The sequence below is a fragment of the Anoxybacillus gonensis genome (assembly GCF_001187595.1).
Lineage (GTDB): Bacteria > Bacillota > Bacilli > Bacillales > Anoxybacillaceae > Anoxybacillus > Anoxybacillus gonensis.
This window is the reverse complement of record NZ_CP012152.1, coordinates 596,895-616,037: the sequence shown is the minus strand read 5'-3', so window position 1 is coordinate 616,037 and position 19,143 is coordinate 596,895. Positions and strand designations below refer to the sequence as shown.

Sequence of the window (19,143 nt, the reverse complement as noted above, 5' to 3'; positions counted from 1 at the left end):
TTTTTATTCATTTATACGTATAAAAAATCGCGTTCATACGACGTTAACGCTTCTTGTAATATATGAATCGCTTCGTCAAGCTCCTCTTTCGTAACGATGAGCGGTGGCAATAAGCGAATGACGTTCGGCCCCGCTGCTAAAGCAAGAAGCCCACGCTCATGAATATGCGGCAATATATTTGCAACTGGTTCACTGCATGCGATGCCAATCATGAGCCCTAAACCGCGCACCTCTTGCACCATTTGAACACCTTTTAGCTGTTCGGCTAATTTTTGTTTAAAATATGCCCCTTTTTCTCGTACTTCCTGTAAAAATGACGGTTGTGTCACAACGTGAAGCGTCGCTTTCGCCGCCGCCATCGCCAAAGCGTTTCCGCCGAACGTTGATCCGTGCACTCCGGTGCTAAACGTCGGTACGACATGTTTCTTTCCGATCATCGCCCCGACAGGAAAACCGCTTCCTAATCCTTTTGCGACGGTAATGATATCAGGGGAAAGATCGAACTGCTCATACGCAAACAACGTTCCTGTTCGACCGATGCCCGTTTGCACTTCATCGACGATTAACAATGCTCCGTACGTTTCGCAAAGCTGTTCGGCTGCCTGTAAAAATGACTTTTCTCCGACAACCACACCGCCTTCGCCTTGCACGACTTCAACCATGACAGCTGCCACCGTTTCATCCATTTCTCGTTGTAGCGCAGCGATATCATTAAACGGCACGTACGTAAACGTCGGCACCAACGGGCCAAATCCGTCGTGAATTTTCGCTTGCCCGGTCGCTGACATCGTCGCAAACGTTCGGCCGTGAAACGACTGTTCGCACGTAATGATTTTAGAACGTCCCGTATGTTTGCGCGCAAGCTTGATCGCCGCCTCGTTCGCTTCCGCTCCGCTATTGCAAAAAAACACCGCATCGCCAACGGAATGTTGCACAAGAAGAGAAGCGACTTCTTCTTGAATGGGGAGATGAAATAAATTAGACACGTGCCATACTTCATTTAGCTGCGCCTCAAGCGCCCGCTGTACAGCCGGATGGCGATGGCCGAGATTACATACCGCAATGCCTGCGACAAAATCGAGATATTGTGTTCCGTCTGTTGCAATCAGTTTCGTCCCTTCCGCTTTGGCAACCGTAATCGGAAACCGTTGATACGTTGGAAAAATCATACGTACACCTCTTTCTTCATCATCGTTCCGTGCCACGTTCCTTCTTTATAAAATGGAACTTTTCCACTTACAATAGCGACTTCGTTGACCGATTTGAGCGCACGAAGAGCAGCTTTCACTTTCGGAATCATTCCTCCTGAAATCGTTCCATTTGCGATCATCGCTTCAATCATATGAGCGGTTGCTTCTTTGACAACTTCTCCGCCGTTTAAAATGCCTGCGACGTCTGTCACAAAAACGAGTTTGTCAGCCGAAAGCGCCTGTGCAATCGCCGCCGCCGCTGTATCTGCGTTAATGTTATACGTCTGGCCATGCTCATCCATTCCGATCGGTGCGATAACAGGAACGTATCCTTGACGCAGCAACGTATGGACGAGATTCGCATGAACGTGTACGACTTCTCCTACATAACCGAGCGTCTGCACGTCGATTGGTTTCGCTTGTAACAAGCGATCATCCACACCGGACAAACCAACGGCACGAATATCGTTTGCTTGCAACAGCGAGACGAGCGTTTTGTTCACTTTTCCGTTTAACACCATTTCGACAACGTCTAGCACGTCTTTTGTCGTTTTTCGCAATCCGTTTACAAATTCAGACGGAATGTGAAGCGCATGTAACAACTGTCCAATATCCGGTCCTCCGCCATGCACGATGACAACATCAAGACCGCTGTTTCTTAATTGTTGGACGCTCGTAAAAAACGATGGGGATAACTCATGAAGCACGCTGCCGCCACATTTGATCACAATCACATGAATCCCCTCCTTACGTGCGATAGCTTGCATTAATTTTAATGTAGTCGTACGTTAAATCACAGCCCCACGCCACTCCTTCTCCATTGCCGACATGCAAATCGACTGTAATCACCACGACATCTTCCATTAAAGCGGCTTTCGCTTCTTCTTCCGAAAACGGCACCGGTTGACTTTGTTTTAACATTTGAATCGATCCGATCCATACGTCGACGCAATCTGGGTTTATCCATGCTCCGCTATGTCCAACCGCTCCAATAATGCGGCCCCAGTTTGCATCCGCTCCGTATACCGCTGTTTTCACTAAGTTGGAACCGACAATATGTTTCGCTGCCCATTTTGCTTCTTCGTCCGTTCGCGCTCCTTTGACGCGCGCTTCAATTAATTTCGTAGCCCCTTCTCCATCGCGAGCAATTTGTTTCGCTAAATGTTCGCACGTTTGACGGAGCGCTTCATAAAAGTTTGCCCAATCTGGATGTTGCGGGGAAAGCGGCTCGTTGCCTGCTAATCCGCTCGCCATGACAATGACCATATCGTTCGTTGACGTTTCTCCATCGACTGTAATTTGATTAAATGACACGTTTGTAATGGAACGAAGCGCATCTTGCAACACGTCTGATGGGACGTTTGCATCCGTCGTAATAAAAGCAAGCATCGTCGCCATATTTGGATGAATCATTCCCGATCCTTTTGCCGCTCCTGCGACCGTCACGACTTGACCGTCTATGACCGTTTCATAACACGTTTTTTTCATGACGAGATCCGTTGTTAAAATCGCTGTTTGAAAATCAACCGCTCCATCTAATTGTGCCGTCGGTTTCAATTTCGGAATGCCTGCACGAATGTTTTCCATCGGTAAACATTCACCGATCACTCCTGTCGATGCAACAGCAACGAGATGTTCTGGAAGCCCAAACACTTCCGCGCACAACTTTCGCATTTCGTATGCGTCTTTTAATCCTTGTTCCCCTGTACATGCGTTCGCATATGCACTATTGACAATGACTGCTTGAAGCTTTTGTTCGACCGCAATGCTTTGTTTCGTCACTTGAAGCGGTGCCGCTTGAAACACGTTTTGCGTATAAACGGCCGCACACGATGCCGGCACGTCGCAAACGATCACCCCTAAATCTTTTTTCGTATAGCGTAACCCTGCATGCACACCAGCAGCTTGAAATCCTTTTGGTGTGACAATCGTTCCATCTGCGACATATTTTACTTTTTCTTCGATCAACTTCATCTTCTCCACCCCATTTACGGATACATCGGCATCGATGTTAATCCGGTTTGTTCCTCGAATCCAAGCATGACATTAGCGTTTTGAACGGCTTGCCCCGCCGCCCCTTTCACTAAGTTGTCGATTACGCTCACAACCGTGATGCGATTCGTTCGTTCATCGTAACTGACTCCAATATCGCAATAGTTTGAACCGTACACGTCTTTCGTGCAAGGGAAAGACCCTGCTTCCCGAACGCGCACGAACGGACAATGTTTATACGTTTCTTTATATAACTCTATGATTCTATCAAGCGATACGATGCATGCTGCTTCGGCATATATCGTCGCCATAATGCCGCGCGTCATCGGGATTAAATGCGTGCTAAACGTCATCGGCCCCATTTGTTCGTTCCAATCACGTAACATTTGTTCAATTTCTGGAATATGTTGATGTGTATTCACTTTATATATTTTTACGTTTTCATTCGCTTCCGCAAAATGAACGCCAAGCGATACTCCACGTCCTGCACCCGATACACCTGATTTCGCATCAACGATGACAGAATGAGGCACGATCCACTTTTGAATGACAAGCGGCGCTAATCCGAGCAACGTCGCTGTCGGATAACAACCGGGATTGGCGATTAAACTAGCGTTTGCAATGCGCTCGCGATTCCATTCCGTTAAACCGTATACCGCCTGTTTGAGCACTTCTTCGTTTGGCGGCGTTTTTTTATACCACTTCGCATATACGCTTCCATCGCGCAAACGAAAGTCTCCAGATAAATCAATGACTTTATGTCCCGCCGCAAGCAATTTTGGCGTCCATTCGCTCGATACGCCGGGTGGCGTCGCTAAAAACACAAGCTCGCCTTCGGTATCGTCGCTTCGAATATCGCGCAAGACGAAACGCTCCTCCATATGCGGATACACGTCATGCAGCGAAACACCTGCTTGTGAAGATGAATGAACAGAAGCGACGCGCATGTGCGGATGATGTTGCAATAAGCGAATGAGCTCAATGCCCCCATAGCCTGTCGCTCCGATAATGGAGACTTTCATGAAATGGCTCCCCACTTTCTGTATATTGTTATAAATTTAGTTATCATTATAATACTGCATAAAAATAAAATCAAATGTATATTTAAATATTTTTTCATTTTTCTCATTCATTTATTGACCGAATATGTATTTTTCTTTTTAATGGAAGTAGACAATAATTAAAGGTGGTTAGTGTATGACAATTCAACCGATCTCCTTATCCGATCTTCTTTCCCTTCCTCACCATATGATTGATATGCAAAAAGGAGAATATATATTTCGCGAAGGAGAAACGGCAAACGAGCTATATATTGTATGTGAAGGGAAAGTGCAATTAAGCAAAACGACGGAGGAAGGGCGCGAACTATTGCTTCGCATTTGTGAACAAGGCGATGCGTTTGGGGAGGTCGTTCCGTTTCAATTCACGTGCGTCTGTACGGTAAGTGCAAAAATGATGGAAGGAGGAACGTTAGCTGTCATTCACAAACAGCAACTTGAAGAAAAGCTGTTGACGGATCATGCGTTTTCGTTACAGTTTATGCAATGGGTTCATTTGCAATTGCAACGAATGCAAACGAAAATACGCGATTTAATTTTGCACGGAAAAAAAGGAGCGCTGTATTCGACGCTTATTCGCTTAGCGAACAGCTACGGTGTCGAAACAGAAGACGGCATTTTCATTAATACGCCAATGACCAATCAAGAGCTCGCCAATTTTTGCGGCAGCGCACGCGAAGTCGTCAGCCGTCTGCTAAAAGAATTAAAAGAACTCGGCATCATTTCTGTCGAAAAAGGGAAAATCACGATTCACGATGTGCAATTTTTAAAAGATGAAATTCGCTGTGAAGGCTGTCCGATTGATATATGCAACATGAAATAAGCCGACACATTTGTCGGCTTAATAAACGATCATAATGACGAGCGCAAAATAAACAGCATTTACAATTTCATAAATCCCTACTTTTTTAATCGACATCGCTTTTCCATAAAAATAAATCGCTCGCACAACACTTGGTACATATGCAAGAGCAAGCCAACCGTTTCCCGTTACCACACATGCGACAATGATGATCGTATGAAACAACCATGATGCCCACTTATAGCGAGGATTATTTTTTTCGCGAATCATCGTTTTGACGTAAAATGTACTTCCAATGAAAAATAACATAGAGGCGATAAATAAAAACCACGCTTTTTCATCGATGTTCCCTGTACCGATGTAATAACTTCCAAGCCCACCGATCGAAAAATTTATAATTGCAGCGACATCGTTTGTAAACGAGCGCTCTTTTTTCTTTTTCGCAAAATACATATTTACGATAAAAAACGGAATCATGGCTAAACCGAAATACATGAGCGGTGGCTTGTAAGCAATCGGAATGGCAACAAACACGCCCGCAAGCGATGCATACAAAATAAACCATTTTTTATGACGAGCGTTCGCTTGCTTTTTCATCATTAACATCCATATATATGTCGCTAAATAAAGAAAAAACCATGCGATAAAGAGCGGCAAATGAAGCCACGTCGCTTGGCCGATATCGATTCCGAATAAAAATGGAATAAGTAACATCGCCCAAGCGCCATGTTGTTTTGGAATAACCATCATCATCCCTCCTTCTTGTTCGATTGTACCATCCTCCTTCTTTTTTCTTTGTGACGTCTGTCACATTTTTTTATAAATGTGTGACAAACCATTGAACCGTTTGTAAAAACGCCTCGCGCGTCACTTTATGTCCCGCATGTTCATCGATAAGCATCATAAGCGGCTCATGAAACGGCTCAATTTGTTTGTAAAAGGCGTATGTATAATCAAACGGAACGACATCATCTTGTTTTCCGTGCCAAATGAAAAGCGGACGGCCGTTTAATTTTTCAGGTTGCAATGATAAATCGTACGTCATTAACGTGTTGCGCAACGTTTCAATTTGTTCATTCGAAAGCGGCAACGTCATCCCTTTTCGCTCAGCAAATTGCAACTGCAAATCGAAAAACGTTTGATAGCACGGGCTTCCCATAAGCGAGCCAGCGACGCGAATCCAATCATATTGCGTTAACGCACCAAACGTCACGATGCCCCCCATCGATGTACCAACGACACCGATGCGATGAGGATCGACAAGTTTTCGATCGACTAGTTCATTTTTTATCTCTTCTAGTTCACGAATGGTCGTTAACACAATGTCCCAAAACGACAAATGTAATTCATTGTCAGAAAACGGATTTGGCCGTTCCCCATGATAAAGCGCATCCGGCAACACGACGCGATATCCAGCTTCGGCAAGCAAATAGCCGAAATGAAGATTATGTTCTTTTGCGCTTGTAAATCCATGAATAAAAATGACAAGTGGGCGCATATGATGTTTATCATCTTCTTTTACTACATGCAAACACGGAACGTTTGCGATCGACTCACGAATAATGGATATCATGTTCTCATCTCCCATTTTATGTTTTAACATTATCTTACCATATAGACAAATATTTTGGAAAAACGATACACTAATAACGAATGATTTTAACGAAAAGGGGAACAAACGATGGACCAACATTTAATTGCAATTGATTTAGACGGTACGTTATTAAAAGATAATAAAACAATTTCTGATCGTACATATGACGTCATTCAAAAGGCAAAACAAGCGGGACATATCGTCGTCATTGCGACAGGACGACCGTATCGCGCAAGCAAAATGTATTATGAACAATTACAATTAACGACGCCGATCGTCAATTTTAACGGAGCATTCGTTCATCATCCGAAAGACGACAGCTGGGGAATGTACCATACGCCACTTCAGTTAGAAACGGTGAAAGAAATTGTGGAAGTAAGCCGAAAATACAACGTGCGCAACATTTTAGCCGAAGTGATGGACGATGTATATTTTCACGAACATGACGAACAGTTGCTTGATTTGTTTAATTTAGGAAACCCAAATGTATATATCGGAAACTTGCGTGACATTTTACGCAAAGATCCGACGTGCATTTTAATTTTATCTGATGAACAAAACGTTGGACGTATTCGCACATATTTATCAGACGTGCATGCGAACGTCATCGACCATCGCAGTTGGACAGACCCTTGGCACGTTATTGAAATCGTCCGAACCGGCATTCATAAAGCGGTCGGTCTTGAAAAAATTGCTTCTTTCTACGGCATTCCACGCGAACGCGTCATCGCTTTCGGCGATGAAGACAACGATATCGAGATGTTAAAATGGGCAGGTGTAGGCGTGGCCATGGGCAATGCGATTGAACCGTTAAAAGCCATCGCAGACGATGTAACAAAAACAAATGAAGAAGATGGCGTCGCTATGTATTTGCAATCGTTATTAAAGTTATAAAAAATTCCCTTACGTATTGTGGCGCAAACATGAACAAACTATCATCGACGCCATATGCGTCATAAGCGGCAAACAAGGGGGAATGTCGTGTGGGCAAACGAAATAAATCAAAACGTTTCATTCAACAAGGTGCCGACGCTGTCTATAAACATGATGAGCGCATTCCGTATCATATGACATATGAAGAAGCGGAACGACGCAAAGCAGAAAAAGCAGACCATACAAACCTCGGGGGATTTTAATATGGGCAATCCGTTATTTCAACAAGCGAAAAAAGCGGTCGCCAAAGCGAAAGAGGAAAAAACAGAACGCGCCATCGCTGTGGCAAAAAATACGCTCTCATCCGCTTTCGCCAACGCCAACGATGCCGAACGGAAACAACTGCACGACTTGCAAGACGAACTCGATACATTGTAAAAGCTGCGCCTCGTGCGCAGCTTTTACTCTTTTCGGAAAAAGCCGACTACTTCCGTCGTTTGCATAATGTTCGTAAACGCTTTTGGATCGACTTCTTTAATAATTCGTTTTAAATCAAACAATTCATAACGTGTAATAACGATCATTAACATATCTTTATCTTCATTTAAAAATGCACCTTTTGCTGGAATGACGGTAATGCCGCGAATCATTTGCGATTTAATCGCCTGCTTCATCTCTTCCCCTTTTGTCGTAATAATGAGCGCCGTAAGCTTTTGATGGCGCGTATGAATGGCGTCGATGACACGCGTCGTGACATACAACGTCACAAGCGTATAGAGCGCCTTTTCCCAACCGTACATATATCCAGCCGTTAAAATAATAATCGAGTTAAGTGCAAAAATGTACGTCCCAACGGAACGATCGTTCACGCGCGACAACACGAGCGCAATAATATCTAAACCGCCGGTTGACGCCCCCCACTTTAACGTCCAGCCCGTTCCGACCGCTGCAATCACCCCACCAAATACCGCATTTAATAAAATGTCTTCTGAAAGCGAACGAACGGGAATGAGCTCGAGAAATAACGACATAAACACAACGCTTAAAAAGCTGTAAAAAGTAAATGACTTCCCTACTTTCTTCCATCCTAAAATGGCTACCGGAATGTTAAATAAAAAAAGCAGCAATCCGGTTGAAATCGCATAAGGTGTATAGTCGCCAACGACTTTTGAAATGAGCTGCGCCGCCCCAGCAAACCCGCTCGTATATACGTTTGCTGGAATTAAAAATAAATTCATGCCGATCGCATTTAATAATCCGCCAATCACGACGACAAACAATTTTTTTACATCCACAGAACATCCTCCTACAAAACGATAAGATTGTTTTTTTCCATCATAATAGATACACTTAAAATAAGTACATACATAGGGGTGATTGAAATGAATATTAAAATTATAGCGGATAGCGGGTGCGATTTGCCACTTTCTTTTATACGAGAAAAACAAATTGCTTTTTTACCGTTAACTGTTCATATAAACGACCACGATTATGATGATCAACTGACGATTCAACCGCAGCAAGTGTATGAGGCGATGCGCAAAGGCGAAGTGCCGAAAACGTCGCAAGCGAAACCTTCCGAAATGAAAGAGCTATTTACAACACTTGCGAAAGAAAACATTCCTGCCATTTATATTGCTTTTTCTTCCGCTTTGTCAGGCACATATCAAACAGCCGTCATGATGAAAAACGAAGTGCTTGAGCAATATCCTCATGCCAAATTGACGGTCATCGACTCGAAATGCGCATCACTCGGGCTTGGACTTGTCGTAAAAAAAGCGGTTGAGCTAGCTGAAAGCGGCATAGCATACGAGCATATCGTGACAACGATTGAAACGTATTGTCGCCATATGGAACATATTTTCACCGTCGATGACTTACAATATTTAGCGCGTGGTGGGCGCGTCAGCAAAACCGCTGCGTTCGTCGGTGGAGTGTTAAACATTAAACCACTCCTTCATGTCGAGGACGGAAAATTAATTCCGATTGAAAAAGTGCGCGGACGGAAAAAAGTATTGAAGCGCATGATTGAGCTAATGCAACAGCGCGGAGCAAACGTTGAACACCAACTGATCGGCATTAGCCACGGCGACGATGAGCAAACGGCGCTCGAACTAAAAGCGATGATTGAAGAAACGTTCGGATGCAAACAATTTTTCATTTCTGAAATTGGCGGTGCGATCGGAGCGCACGCCGGACCGGGAACGATCGCCCTCTTTTTCTTGAATAAACAGCTTGAGCAATGATTACACTACCGATAAAAGGAGGGCGAGACGATGACAAGCGATAACGACAAAAAAGCAAAAGACAATAATGCAAAAAGACATGAAAAAAATATGGAGCGCGAAAAAAACCGCCAAGCTGGCAAACGCGCCTATTCAAAAGAAACGAATCATTTGTAAAAACAAGAGGATCGCAGTATCTCTTTTCATTGTTCCCTTTTCGCGTTATAATGAAAGGTGAAAATGAATTGACATAAAAATAGGGCATCGGCTGCCACCAATGCCCTACGATACACGGCTTACTGCAAGACGTGCAGTGGCCCGAGACATGTTAGGAAGTAACCTATCCTCACTTGGGCCTAGCAGGGTGGGTTACTTTTTATCTTTAGCAACCGCAATTACTGCGACAATTAAAGATGCAAAGGCAATCATTAACGTTAGTGCATCTTCAACTGCAATCATCAGTAGCCCCCCTTTCTATAAGGGAGTAGCCACTGCCCACCCTGCATATCACCGTGCAATTCACATTATATCACTGCAACATACGACTGAAAACGAAAAAGTTGAACAATACTTAGTAAAAAAGATGCTCGCGCGGAGCATCTTTTTTACTTCATTTGGAACTTTGCCATCGTTTGTTGTAAGTCGTCTGTTAGTTGGCGCAACATCGTCACTTTTTCGCTCATTTTTTTGAACGCTTCTAGCTGTTCCACCATGGAAGCGGCAATTTGTTCGCTTCCTGCTGCTGACTGTTCGACAACCGCACTAATGCTTTCAACGTTTTGTAAAACGTTTTTGCCGAGCTCTTTTGATTCGTTCATGCCGACGACAAGCGCTTGAATATCTGTCGTAATATGATGCACTTTATTTTCAATTTGTGCAAACGCATCGGTTGTCGTTTCAATCGCTTTCGCTTGCGCTTCCGCGATGTCCACCCCGCGACGAACCGCTTCGGTCACATTCGTCAACCCTGATTGAATGAGCTGTACCATCTCAAAAATTTGGCTTGTCGCTTTCGACGATTCTTCCGCAAGCTTGCGCACTTCTTCAGCAACGACGGCAAATCCTTTGCCCGCTTCCCCTGCTCGCGCCGCTTCAATGGCCGCATTTAACGCAAGCAAGTTCGTCTGCGTCGCAATATCAGCGACCGCTTTGGCCATATCTTCAATTTTGCTTGCATACGTCGCAAATTGTTTAGTCGATTGTTCAATCGAAGCAGTCGCTTTCGTATTTTCATCAATAAATCCTTTTTGTTCTGCTAACGCGGCTTGTCCATTTGTAATCGCTACAACCGCTTCATCGCTATAACGGGCTGTTTGCTCCGTCCGACCGACGTTCTCCTGTACAGTTCCTTCCATTCGCTCAATGAGCTGTACCGCACTTTGCAAATCTTCGGAAATGCTTTGCGCCCCTGCGGATAATTCGTTTGTTGACACAGCGACTTGGTTGTTAATTTCTGTTAACACTTTTGTTTCTTCATCAATTTCTTTCGCAAACGCTTCGACTTGCTTACTGACCGTATCGACTGATTGAAGCAATGCATTCAATTGATCGGCCATCGTCGTAAACGCCGCATTTAAATCGGCCAATTCGTCTTTTCCGTTATACTTTACAGGCTCAATACGCAAATTGCCGTTGGCGATTTGTTTTGCGTTTTCTGCGATTTTTCGCAACGGCGTCGACATTTTTTGCGTTAAACGGACGCCGCTAAATCCCGCAAACAATAATACGACAGCAATCGCCACAAGTGAAATCGTAATGACGCGATCAATTTGCTTTTGTAACGTTTTTTGCATGTACGTATAATATTCGCTCACATACGTGTTGACGACGTACACATCGTTTAATACCCCTTCCGCGCGCATCGACTGGCGGCGCACTTCCGCTACATGGTTTGCATCAAGCGCTTCGTTCGATTGTTTCGCAAGCTCAGCAAACTTTTTATTCGCTTGCTCAAGGGCAGAACGAAAATACGGCTCAGTTAACCCTTTATTTAATGCTTGAAGCAGCTTTTCCGATTCCGCTAAATGAACGATCACTTCTTGTTTATTTCCTTCTGTCGGACTGTAAGCATAGTTGCTTAAACTTTGTTTCGTCGCTTTTAGCTCTGCCTGCAAATGTTGCGCTTTCATCATGAGCGGAACAAAATCTTGATTTGACGATTGAATCGAAAGCATATTTATAATGATAAACACGATAATCGCCCCCGCAATGACGGGTGTGGCTAATGAGTGAAATAATAACCGTTGTTTAATCGTCATCATATTCCTCCTTTATTTTGCGATGCCGTTTGTCGCTTTTTCTTTCCACTTTTCAAGCGTTGCTTGTTGCTCTGGAGTGAATGTCACGACGCGAATCGGCGCCAAATCAACACCGTTTTCTTTTAAGCCAAGCTGAACCGTCCCTTTTGGCACTTCTTTCGTTTCAACGTATTGTTTAATGACTGTATATAATGCGACATCAACATTTTTTAACATCGATGTGACGACTGCTTTTTCCGCATAAAAATATTGATCGCTATCGACACCGATCGCATATTTTTTATTCATTTCCGCCTCGCGAAGCACACCGACACCTGTAAATCCAGCCGCGGCATACAAGACGTCGGCCCCGTTTGCGATCATTTGTTTCGCAATTTGTGCCCCAAGTTTATCATCACCGAAATTGCCAGCGTACACTTCTTGCACTTTTGCTTCTGGTCTAACCGCTTTTACCCCTTGAATAAAGCCGTTCGCAAATTTGCGAATAAGCGGCACATCCGCTCCGCCAACAAAACCAACGTTGTTTGTTTTCGTCAACATGCCAGCCACTACGCCAGCTAAAAAGCTTCCTTCATCTTCTTTAAACGTAATCGATGTAATGTTCGGTAAATCAGATACCGCATCAATTAAGACGAATTGCTGTTTCGGATATTTTTTGGCGACTTTTTCTAAATCTTGTTGCACCATAAAACCTAATCCGATGACGAGATCGTTCCCTGCTTCAACGAGCTCTGTTAACCCTTTTTCATACGTCTCGGTTTCTTTTAACTCACGATAGTCAAAAAAGATACCTAGCTCATCGCGCGCTTTCATTAATCCTTTAAATGCCGAATCGCTAAACGATTGATCACCGAGTCCGACGTCTGACAACATAATGCCTATTTTTATTCGATCTTTCGGTTGAAAAGAACTCGTTTGCGAACACCCTGCGGCAAGCAATAAAACGAATGCCATCATGAGTGAAATCATTTTTTTCATCAAATTTCCTCATCTCCTTACTTTTCAATCAAATCCCGCTTCATTTATTATATCGACACATTCCGACATTTTGTTTACTTTTTATATATAAAAACTTTGTAAAGTTGTTCGTATGCCAACAATCGACTATAATGGAAGCACAACAAATTTATGCCGAGGTGATTCATATGTCAAAAGAAAGTTCGTTTGATATTGTGTCGAAAGTCGATTTGTCAGAAGTGACGAACGCCATCAACATCGCGTTAAAAGAAATTCAAAACCGCTACGACTTTAAAGGAAGCAAAAGCGACATTTCACTTGAAAAAGATGAGCTCATTCTCATTTCTGACGATGAGTTTAAACTTGAACAGCTGAAAGATGTGCTTATCGGCAAACTCATTAAACGCGGCGTGCCGACAAAAAACATTCAATACGGAAAAGTAGAGGCTGCATCTGGCGGAACGGTGCGCCAACGTGCGAAACTCGTCCAAGGCATCGACAAAGACAATGCGAAAAAAATTAACACAATCATTAAAAATACAGGTTTAAAAGTAAAAAGTCAAATTCAAGAAGACCAAATTCGTGTCAGCGGCAAAAGTAAAGACGATTTACAAAAAGTAATCGCCGCCATTCGCGAGGCAGATTTACCGATTGACGTTCAATTCGTCAACTACCGTTAAGAAGGCACTTTGCCTTCTTTTTCTTTTCTTAAATAAAATAGTTGAATATTTCTAAAAAATCAGTTACATTTATGAGTAACTTCATACAACATCTTATCGAGAGAAGGGGAGGGACTGGCCCGATGAACCTTCAGCAACCTGACGATCGTCAAGGTGCTAAGTCCAGACAAGCGATTCGCTTGGAAGATAAGAAGGAGCGCGTCAAGTCTTCTTCTTATGGAGAGGACTTTTTTACTTTAAACAAAGAAACGGAGGAATGGACGTGGGATTATTAGATGATTTAAAAGAACGCATCGTCATCGCGGATGGAGCGATGGGAACGTTATTATATGCGCACGGCATCGATCGTTGTTTTGAAGAATTAAACGTCACAAAGCCTGAAGAAATTGTCCATATTCATGAGGCGTATATTGAATCAGGCGCAGAAGTCATTCAAACGAACACATACGGCGCCAACTACGTAAAACTAGCACGTTACGGGCTGCAAGATGACGTAAAAAAAATAAACGAAGCAGCGGTCGGACTGGCGAAACGAGCGGCAAAAGGGCGCGCCTACGTGCTCGGTACGATCGGAGGACTACGGAGCACGAACAAAAGCGCGATTTCGCTTGAAGAAGTGAAACGAACATTTCGTGAACAGCTGTATGTGTTGTTAAACGAAGGTGTCGATGGGCTTTTGCTTGAAACATATTACGATTTCGAAGAATTGCAAACCGTTCTTTCCATCGCTCGCAAAGAAACGACGTTGCCGATCATCGCCCACGTCACGTTGCATGATATTGGCGTCCTGCAACACGGGATGCCGCTTGCTGAAGCGCTGACCGAATTAGAACGACTTGGGGCTGATGTCGTCGGCTTAAACTGCCATCTCGGCCCATATCATATGTTGCGCTCACTAGAAGAAGTACCGATTCCTACACGCGCTTTTTTATCGGTATATCCGAACGCGAGCTTGCCGCAATATCGCGACGGTCGCTTCATTTACGAAACGAGCGAACAATATTTTGAAGAAACGGCGCGCGCCTTTCGTGAACAAGGAGTTCGGCTCATCGGCGGCTGTTGCGGTACGACGCCAAAACATATTGCCGCCATTGCTCGCGCCCTTTCCGATCGCACGCCTGTATATAAAAAAGAAGTCAAACAGCGCCATCCGATCGTCGTCCAAGAAGAAAAACAAACGACAGCCCCTTCTCTTGCCGACATCGCTCGCACGCGACGCTCGATTATCGTCGAGCTCGATCCACCGAAAAAGCTCGGCTTAACGACATTTTTAGAAGGCGCAAAAGCGTTAAAAGAAGCAAACATTGATGCCTTAACGCTTGCCGACAACTCGCTTGCGACACCGCGCATTAGCAACGTCGCTGTCGGCACGATCGTCAAACAACAGCTTGGCATGCGTCCGCTCATTCATATTACATGCCGCGATCGAAACTTAATCGGCTTGCAGTCGCACTTAATGGGGCTTCATACGCTGGGCATGACCGACGTGCTCGCTTTAACAGGCGATCCGTCAAAAGTAGGCGACTTTCCAGGCGCGACGTCCGTCTACGATTTATCATCGTTTGACCTCATTTCGTTAATTCGCCAATTTAACGAAGGACTGTCGTACTCAGGCAAACCGCTCGGACAAAAGACGAACTTTTCGATCGCTGCCGCCTTTAATCCGAACGTGCGCCATTTAGATAAAGCAGTAAAGCGGATAGAGAAAAAAATTGAATGCGGGGCGCACTACTTTTTAACACAGCCGCTTTATAGCGAAAAACAAATCGAAGACGTGTATGAAGCGACGAAACATTTACCGACGCCGATTTACATCGGCATTATGCCGCTCACAAGCGCACGCAACGCCGACTTTTTACATCACGAAGTGCCGGGCATTACATTGTCTGATGACATTCGCAACCGCATGGCCATGTGCGCAAACGACCGTGTTCAATCAACGAAAGAAGGATTAGCGATCGCCAAAGCGCTCATCGATGCCGCGTTCGATTTATTCCAAGGCATTTATTTAATTACCCCATTTTTACGTTACGATATGACGGTCGAACTCGTTCGTTACATTCATGAAAAAGAGCGGCTCGCAAAAGAAAGGACGGTTTATTATGGCTAGTTTATTTGAACAGCTCGAAAAGAAAATTTTAATTATTGACGGTGCAATGGGAACGATGATTCAAGCGGCCAACTTAACTGCGGACGATTTTGGCGGTGAAGCATATGAAGGATGCAACGAATATTTAACGATCACCGCCCCACACGTCATTTCTCACATCCATGAAGCGTATTTTGCCGCAGGGGCCGACATTGTCGAAACGAATACGTTCGGGGCAACGCGCATCGTCCTAGACGAATATGATCTCGGCCATTTAGCGCTTGAGTTAAATATCGAGGCAGCGAAACTTGCAAGACGAGCAGCGGAAAAATATACGACAACCGATTGGCCGCGCTTCGTTGCAGGCTCGATGGGTCCGACGACAAAAACGCTTTCTGTCACAGGCGGAGCGACGTTTACGGAGCTCGTTGCTGCGTATGAAGAACAAGCGCGCGGGCTATTAATTGGCGGCGTCGATTTATTGTTGTTAGAAACGTGCCAAGATACGTTAAACGTCAAAGCCGCCTTTCTCGGCATTACCGAAGCGTTTCAAGCGGTCGGAAAACGGGTGCCGCTGATGATTTCTGGAACGATTGAACCGATGGGAACGACGCTTGCCGGACAAACGATCGAATCGTTTTTTATTTCCATTCAACATATGAAACCTTTTGCCGTCGGTTTAAACTGCGCCACAGGTCCGGAATTTATGACCGACCATTTGCGCTCGCTCGCTTCATTAGCGAACACGGCCGTCAGCTGTTATCCAAACGCCGGGCTTCCTGACGAAGAAGGGCACTACCACGAAACGCCAGACATACTTGCGAAAAAAATTCGCCAATTTGCTGAAAAAGGATGGCTAAACATTGTCGGCGGCTGTTGCGGCACGACGCCACAACATATTCGCGCCATCGCTGAAGCGGTGCGCGACATTCCACCTCGTGTCATCCCGAAACAGTTTGCCATGCATGCAGTATCCGGCATTGATGCGTTGATATACGATGAAACGATGCGGCCGCTTTTTGTCGGGGAACGAACGAACGTCATTGGCTCACGTAAGTTTAAACGGCTCATCGCGGAAGGCAAATATGAAGAAGCGGCAGAAATTGCGCGCGCACAAGTGAAAAATGGAGCGCACGTCATCGACATTTGTTTAGCGGACCCTGACCGCGATGAAAAAGAAGATATGGAACAATTTATTCAACAAGTCGTGAAAAAAGTGAAAGTGCCGCTCGTCATCGACTCGACCGATGAAGACGTCATCGCCTGTGCGTTATCGTATTCCCAAGGAAAAGCGATTATTAACTCCATTAACTTAGAAGACGGGGAAGAACGATTTGAAAAAATTGTCCCGCTTCTTCATCAATACGGTGCAGCGGTCGTCGTCGGCACAATTGACGAACAAGGAATGGCCATTGAAGCGAAACGAAAACTGGACATCGCCCTTCGTTCATACGATTTACTTGTCAATAAATATGGCGTGTCACCGCACGACATTATTTTCGATCCGCTCGTCTTCCCAATCGGTACAGGAGATGAGCAATATATTGGCGCAGCAAAAGAAACGATTGAAGGCATTCGCCTCATTAAACAACATTTGCCAAACTGTTTAACGATGCTCGGCATTAGCAACGTCTCATTTGGTTTGCCACCTGTCGGACGCGAAGTGTTAAACTCCGTCTTTTTATACCATTGCACGCAAGCAGGGCTTGATTACGCGATCGTCAATACGGAAAAATTAGAGCGCTTTGCGTCCATTCCTGAAGAAGAAGTGCGCTTAGCAGAGGCGTTGTTATTTCACACAAACGATGAAACGTTAAACGCATTTATTCAATTTTATCGCGATAAAACGAAACAACCGAAACAAACAAACGTCCATATGACGTTAGAAGAGCGGCTTGCCACATACGTCATTGAAGGAACGAAAGATGGGCTTATCGAAGACTTGACGCTCGCCTTACAAACGTACAGTCCGCTTGACATTATTAACGGTCCACTGATGAACGGAATGGACGAAGTCGGTCGCCTATTTAACGATAATCAGCTCATCGTCGCCGAAGTGTTGCAAAGCGCAGAAGTGATGAAAGCGGCCGTCGCCTTTTTAGAGCCGTATATGGAAAAAAACGAAACGAGCGTCAAAGGAAAAGTGTTGCTAGCAACAGTCAAAGGCGATGTGCACGACATCGGAAAAAATTTAGTCGATATTATTTTAAGCAACAACGGGTTTCACGTCGTCGATTTAGGCATTAAAGTCACGCCGCAGCAGCTCATCGAAGCGGTGCGAAACGAACAGCCAGACATGATCGGCTTATCCGGACTGCTTGTAAAATCGGCTCAACAAATGGTGCTCACTGCGCAAGACTTAAAACAAGCAGGCATCTCCTTACCAATTTTAGTTGGCGGCGCCGCTCTTTCACGCAAATTTACCGATACGAAAATCGCGCCCGAATATGACGGCATCGTTTTATACGCGAAAGATGCGATGGAAGGATTGACGCTTGCCAACCGTATCGTCCAACAAGACATTTCTTATGAGAAAAAAGAAAAAACGAAACAAACAATCGAACGGCAAAGCACAGTCGCTGTCATGACAAAGTCAAATGTGAAGCGGGCACCGATTTACGTTCCGACCGATACAGAAAAACATATATTAAAAGACATTCCGCTTTCACATATTGAACCGTACGTCAATTGGCAAATGCTTCTTGGCCACCATCTCGGTTTAAAAGGAAATGTAAAAAAGCTGTTGGCAGAAGGAAACGAAAAAGCAATCATGTTAAAAGAGTTGATCGATGAGCTGCTCGCTGAAGCAAAACAAACAAAATCCCTTGCACCGAAAGCGGTATATCAATTTTTCCCATCCAGAAGCGACGGCGATACGGTGATCATTTACGATCCGCGCGATCAACAAACGGTCATTGAAACGTTTACGTTTCCAAGACAAACGAAAGCGCCGCATTTATGCTTAGCAGATTATCTTTCGAATGAACAAATCGACTACGTCGGGCTATTTGCTGTGACAGCTGGAGCAGGAGTGCGCGATATGGCACAACGTCTAAAAGAAGAAGGACAATTTTTAAAAAGCCATGCCATTCAAGCGCTAGCGCTTGAACTAGCGGAAGGATTAGCGGAACGCGTCCATCAAATTATGCGCGACCGTTGGGGCTTTCCGGATTCTCCTGATTTTACGATGGAACAACGATTTGCGGCGAAGTATCAAGGACAACGTTTTTCTTTCGGCTATCCTGCTTGCCCAAATCTCGAAGACCAAGAGAAACTATTCCGTCTTTTACGCCCAGAAGAAATCGGCATTCATTTAACGGAAGGGTATATGATGGAACCAGAAGCGTCCGTTTCCGCCATCGTCTTCGCCCATCCGGAAGCGAGATATTTTAACGTGTTGTGAAAAAGCTGACTTTGATCAGCTT

Annotated in this window: 19 protein-coding genes and 1 riboswitch; of the genes, 9 read left to right on the top strand and 10 right to left on the bottom strand. The window is 44.6% G+C overall.

All coding sequences use genetic code 11. The annotated features are described in order from the left end of the window. Nucleotides 1-11: 11 nt before the first annotated feature. From AFK25_RS03365 to argC, 4 genes are read right to left on the bottom strand one after another with little or no spacing between them, the layout of a single operon-like run. A complete protein-coding gene (locus AFK25_RS03365) occupies nt 12-1,169 on the bottom strand; it encodes an acetylornithine transaminase (RefSeq protein WP_026011717.1) in 1,158 nt (385 codons plus the stop codon). Beyond that, the gene (gene argB / locus AFK25_RS03360; protein WP_049720859.1) at nt 1,166-1,957 is read right to left on the bottom strand and encodes an acetylglutamate kinase; all 792 of its coding nucleotides are present in this window, start codon (nt 1,955-1,957) and stop codon (nt 1,166-1,168) included. Before argB ends, AFK25_RS03365 begins: the two co-directional genes overlap by 4 nt. Then, nucleotides 1,938-3,164 (bottom strand): bifunctional ornithine acetyltransferase/N-acetylglutamate synthase, encoded by a 1,227-nt coding sequence (gene argJ, locus AFK25_RS03355; protein WP_035064931.1) that lies wholly within the window; start codon nt 3,162-3,164, stop codon nt 1,938-1,940. Before argJ ends, argB begins: the two co-directional genes overlap by 20 nt. A gap of 14 nt (nt 3,165-3,178) precedes the next feature. Continuing rightward, nucleotides 3,179-4,204, bottom strand: coding sequence for an N-acetyl-gamma-glutamyl-phosphate reductase (gene argC / locus AFK25_RS03350; RefSeq protein WP_035064929.1), 1,026 nt, complete (start codon nt 4,202-4,204; stop codon nt 3,179-3,181). A 175-nt stretch (nt 4,205-4,379) separates the two neighbouring features. Here argC and AFK25_RS03345 point away from each other — a divergent pair, with 175 nt between their 5' ends. After that, on the top strand, nt 4,380-5,063 hold the full coding sequence (locus tag AFK25_RS03345; protein ID WP_019417880.1) for a Crp/Fnr family transcriptional regulator: 684 nt from the start codon (nt 4,380-4,382) through the stop codon (nt 5,061-5,063). 18 nt (nt 5,064-5,081) lie between these two features. Here the strand turns inward: AFK25_RS03345 and AFK25_RS03340 are convergent, their stop codons facing one another. Together AFK25_RS03340 and AFK25_RS03335 are read right to left on the bottom strand one after the other, a co-directional pair. Then, the gene (locus AFK25_RS03340; RefSeq protein ID WP_019417881.1) at nt 5,082-5,789 is read right to left on the bottom strand and encodes a YwiC-like family protein; all 708 of its coding nucleotides are present in this window, start codon (nt 5,787-5,789) and stop codon (nt 5,082-5,084) included. 70 nt (nt 5,790-5,859) lie between these two features. Next, nucleotides 5,860-6,615: an alpha/beta fold hydrolase gene (locus tag AFK25_RS03335; RefSeq protein ID WP_035064925.1), complete on the bottom strand. Its 756-nt coding sequence runs from the start codon at nt 6,613-6,615 to the stop codon at nt 5,860-5,862. 108 nt (nt 6,616-6,723) lie between these two features. On the opposite strand from AFK25_RS03335, the gene AFK25_RS03330 reads away from it, so the two are divergent. From AFK25_RS03330 to AFK25_RS14730, 3 genes are all read left to right on the top strand, one after another. Continuing rightward, nucleotides 6,724-7,530 carry a Cof-type HAD-IIB family hydrolase gene (locus AFK25_RS03330; protein ID WP_019417883.1) on the top strand — a complete coding sequence of 269 codons (807 nt, stop codon included), beginning with the start codon at nt 6,724-6,726 and terminating at the stop codon, nt 7,528-7,530. An 89-nt stretch (nt 7,531-7,619) separates the two neighbouring features. Further along, complete coding sequence (locus tag AFK25_RS15055; RefSeq protein ID WP_009361918.1) at nt 7,620-7,772, top strand: hypothetical protein; 153 nt, start codon at nt 7,620-7,622, stop codon at nt 7,770-7,772. A 1-nt stretch (nt 7,773) separates the two neighbouring features. Continuing rightward, on the top strand, nt 7,774-7,947 hold the full coding sequence (locus tag AFK25_RS14730) for a DUF3813 domain-containing protein (RefSeq protein WP_019417884.1): 174 nt from the start codon (nt 7,774-7,776) through the stop codon (nt 7,945-7,947). A 23-nt stretch (nt 7,948-7,970) separates the two neighbouring features. Here the strand turns inward: AFK25_RS14730 and AFK25_RS03325 are convergent, their stop codons facing one another. Next, complete coding sequence (locus AFK25_RS03325; RefSeq protein WP_009361920.1) at nt 7,971-8,804, bottom strand: YitT family protein; 834 nt, start codon at nt 8,802-8,804, stop codon at nt 7,971-7,973. 87 nt (nt 8,805-8,891) lie between these two features. Here AFK25_RS03325 and AFK25_RS03320 point away from each other — a divergent pair, with 87 nt between their 5' ends. Together AFK25_RS03320 and AFK25_RS14725 are read left to right on the top strand one after the other, a co-directional pair. Continuing rightward, nucleotides 8,892-9,755, top strand: a complete 864-nt coding sequence (locus AFK25_RS03320) for a DegV family protein (RefSeq protein ID WP_035064922.1) — start codon at nt 8,892-8,894, stop codon at nt 9,753-9,755. Between the two features lie 30 nt (nt 9,756-9,785). Next, nucleotides 9,786-9,911, top strand: a complete 126-nt coding sequence (locus AFK25_RS14725) for a DUF3941 domain-containing protein (RefSeq protein WP_003395443.1) — start codon at nt 9,786-9,788, stop codon at nt 9,909-9,911. A gap of 192 nt (nt 9,912-10,103) precedes the next feature. Here the strand turns inward: AFK25_RS14725 and AFK25_RS15195 are convergent, their stop codons facing one another. The 3 genes from AFK25_RS15195 to AFK25_RS03310 form a co-directional block, all read right to left on the bottom strand. Next, complete coding sequence (locus AFK25_RS15195; protein WP_003395444.1) at nt 10,104-10,193, bottom strand: putative holin-like toxin; 90 nt, start codon at nt 10,191-10,193, stop codon at nt 10,104-10,106. Nucleotides 10,194-10,339: 146 nt separating this feature from the next. Next, complete coding sequence (locus tag AFK25_RS03315) at nt 10,340-11,992, bottom strand: methyl-accepting chemotaxis protein (RefSeq protein WP_019417886.1); 1,653 nt, start codon at nt 11,990-11,992, stop codon at nt 10,340-10,342. Between the two features lie 12 nt (nt 11,993-12,004). Next, a complete protein-coding gene (locus tag AFK25_RS03310; protein ID WP_019417887.1) occupies nt 12,005-12,970 on the bottom strand; it encodes a BMP family lipoprotein in 966 nt (321 codons plus the stop codon). A 167-nt stretch (nt 12,971-13,137) separates the two neighbouring features. Here AFK25_RS03310 and AFK25_RS03305 point away from each other — a divergent pair, with 167 nt between their 5' ends. From AFK25_RS03305 to metH, 3 genes are all read left to right on the top strand, one after another. Then, the gene (locus AFK25_RS03305; protein ID WP_009361924.1) at nt 13,138-13,629 is read left to right on the top strand and encodes a YajQ family cyclic di-GMP-binding protein; all 492 of its coding nucleotides are present in this window, start codon (nt 13,138-13,140) and stop codon (nt 13,627-13,629) included. 90 nt (nt 13,630-13,719) lie between these two features. Then, a riboswitch (SAM riboswitch) is annotated at nt 13,720-13,822 on the top strand. A 69-nt stretch (nt 13,823-13,891) separates the two neighbouring features. Continuing rightward, nucleotides 13,892-15,739 (top strand): bifunctional homocysteine S-methyltransferase/methylenetetrahydrofolate reductase, encoded by a 1,848-nt coding sequence (locus tag AFK25_RS03300; RefSeq protein WP_020424563.1) that lies wholly within the window; start codon nt 13,892-13,894, stop codon nt 15,737-15,739. Then, nucleotides 15,732-19,121, top strand: coding sequence for a methionine synthase (gene metH / locus AFK25_RS03295; RefSeq protein ID WP_035064919.1), 3,390 nt, complete (start codon nt 15,732-15,734; stop codon nt 19,119-19,121). Before AFK25_RS03300 ends, metH begins: the two co-directional genes overlap by 8 nt. Nucleotides 19,122-19,143 lie beyond the last annotated feature (22 nt).

Bases quoted from the DNA above. Each gene is read 5' to 3' on its own strand.
- AFK25_RS03365 (WP_026011717.1), bottom strand. From the start codon at position 1,169: ATGATTTTTCCAACGTATCAACGGTTTCCGATTACGGTTGCCAAAGCG.
- argB (WP_049720859.1), bottom strand. From the start codon at position 1,957: ATGCAAGCTATCGCACGTAAGGAGGGGATTCATGTGATTGTGATCAAA.
- argJ (WP_035064931.1), bottom strand. From the start codon at position 3,164: ATGAAGTTGATCGAAGAAAAAGTAAAATATGTCGCAGATGGAACGATT.
- argC (WP_035064929.1), bottom strand. From the start codon at position 4,204: ATGAAAGTCTCCATTATCGGAGCGACAGGCTATGGGGGCATTGAGCTC.
- AFK25_RS03345 (WP_019417880.1), top strand. From the start codon at position 4,380: ATGACAATTCAACCGATCTCCTTATCCGATCTTCTTTCCCTTCCTCAC.
- AFK25_RS03340 (WP_019417881.1), bottom strand. From the start codon at position 5,789: ATGGTTATTCCAAAACAACATGGCGCTTGGGCGATGTTACTTATTCCA.
- AFK25_RS03335 (WP_035064925.1), bottom strand. From the start codon at position 6,615: ATGATATCCATTATTCGTGAGTCGATCGCAAACGTTCCGTGTTTGCAT.
- AFK25_RS03330 (WP_019417883.1), top strand. From the start codon at position 6,724: ATGGACCAACATTTAATTGCAATTGATTTAGACGGTACGTTATTAAAA.
- AFK25_RS14730 (WP_019417884.1), top strand. From the start codon at position 7,774: ATGGGCAATCCGTTATTTCAACAAGCGAAAAAAGCGGTCGCCAAAGCG.
- AFK25_RS03320 (WP_035064922.1), top strand. From the start codon at position 8,892: ATGAATATTAAAATTATAGCGGATAGCGGGTGCGATTTGCCACTTTCT.
- AFK25_RS14725 (WP_003395443.1), top strand. From the start codon at position 9,786: ATGACAAGCGATAACGACAAAAAAGCAAAAGACAATAATGCAAAAAGA.
- AFK25_RS15195 (WP_003395444.1), bottom strand. From the start codon at position 10,193: ATGATTGCAGTTGAAGATGCACTAACGTTAATGATTGCCTTTGCATCT.
- AFK25_RS03315 (WP_019417886.1), bottom strand. From the start codon at position 11,992: ATGACGATTAAACAACGGTTATTATTTCACTCATTAGCCACACCCGTC.
- AFK25_RS03310 (WP_019417887.1), bottom strand. From the start codon at position 12,970: ATGAAAAAAATGATTTCACTCATGATGGCATTCGTTTTATTGCTTGCC.
- AFK25_RS03305 (WP_009361924.1), top strand. From the start codon at position 13,138: ATGTCAAAAGAAAGTTCGTTTGATATTGTGTCGAAAGTCGATTTGTCA.
- metH (WP_035064919.1), top strand. From the start codon at position 15,732: ATGGCTAGTTTATTTGAACAGCTCGAAAAGAAAATTTTAATTATTGAC.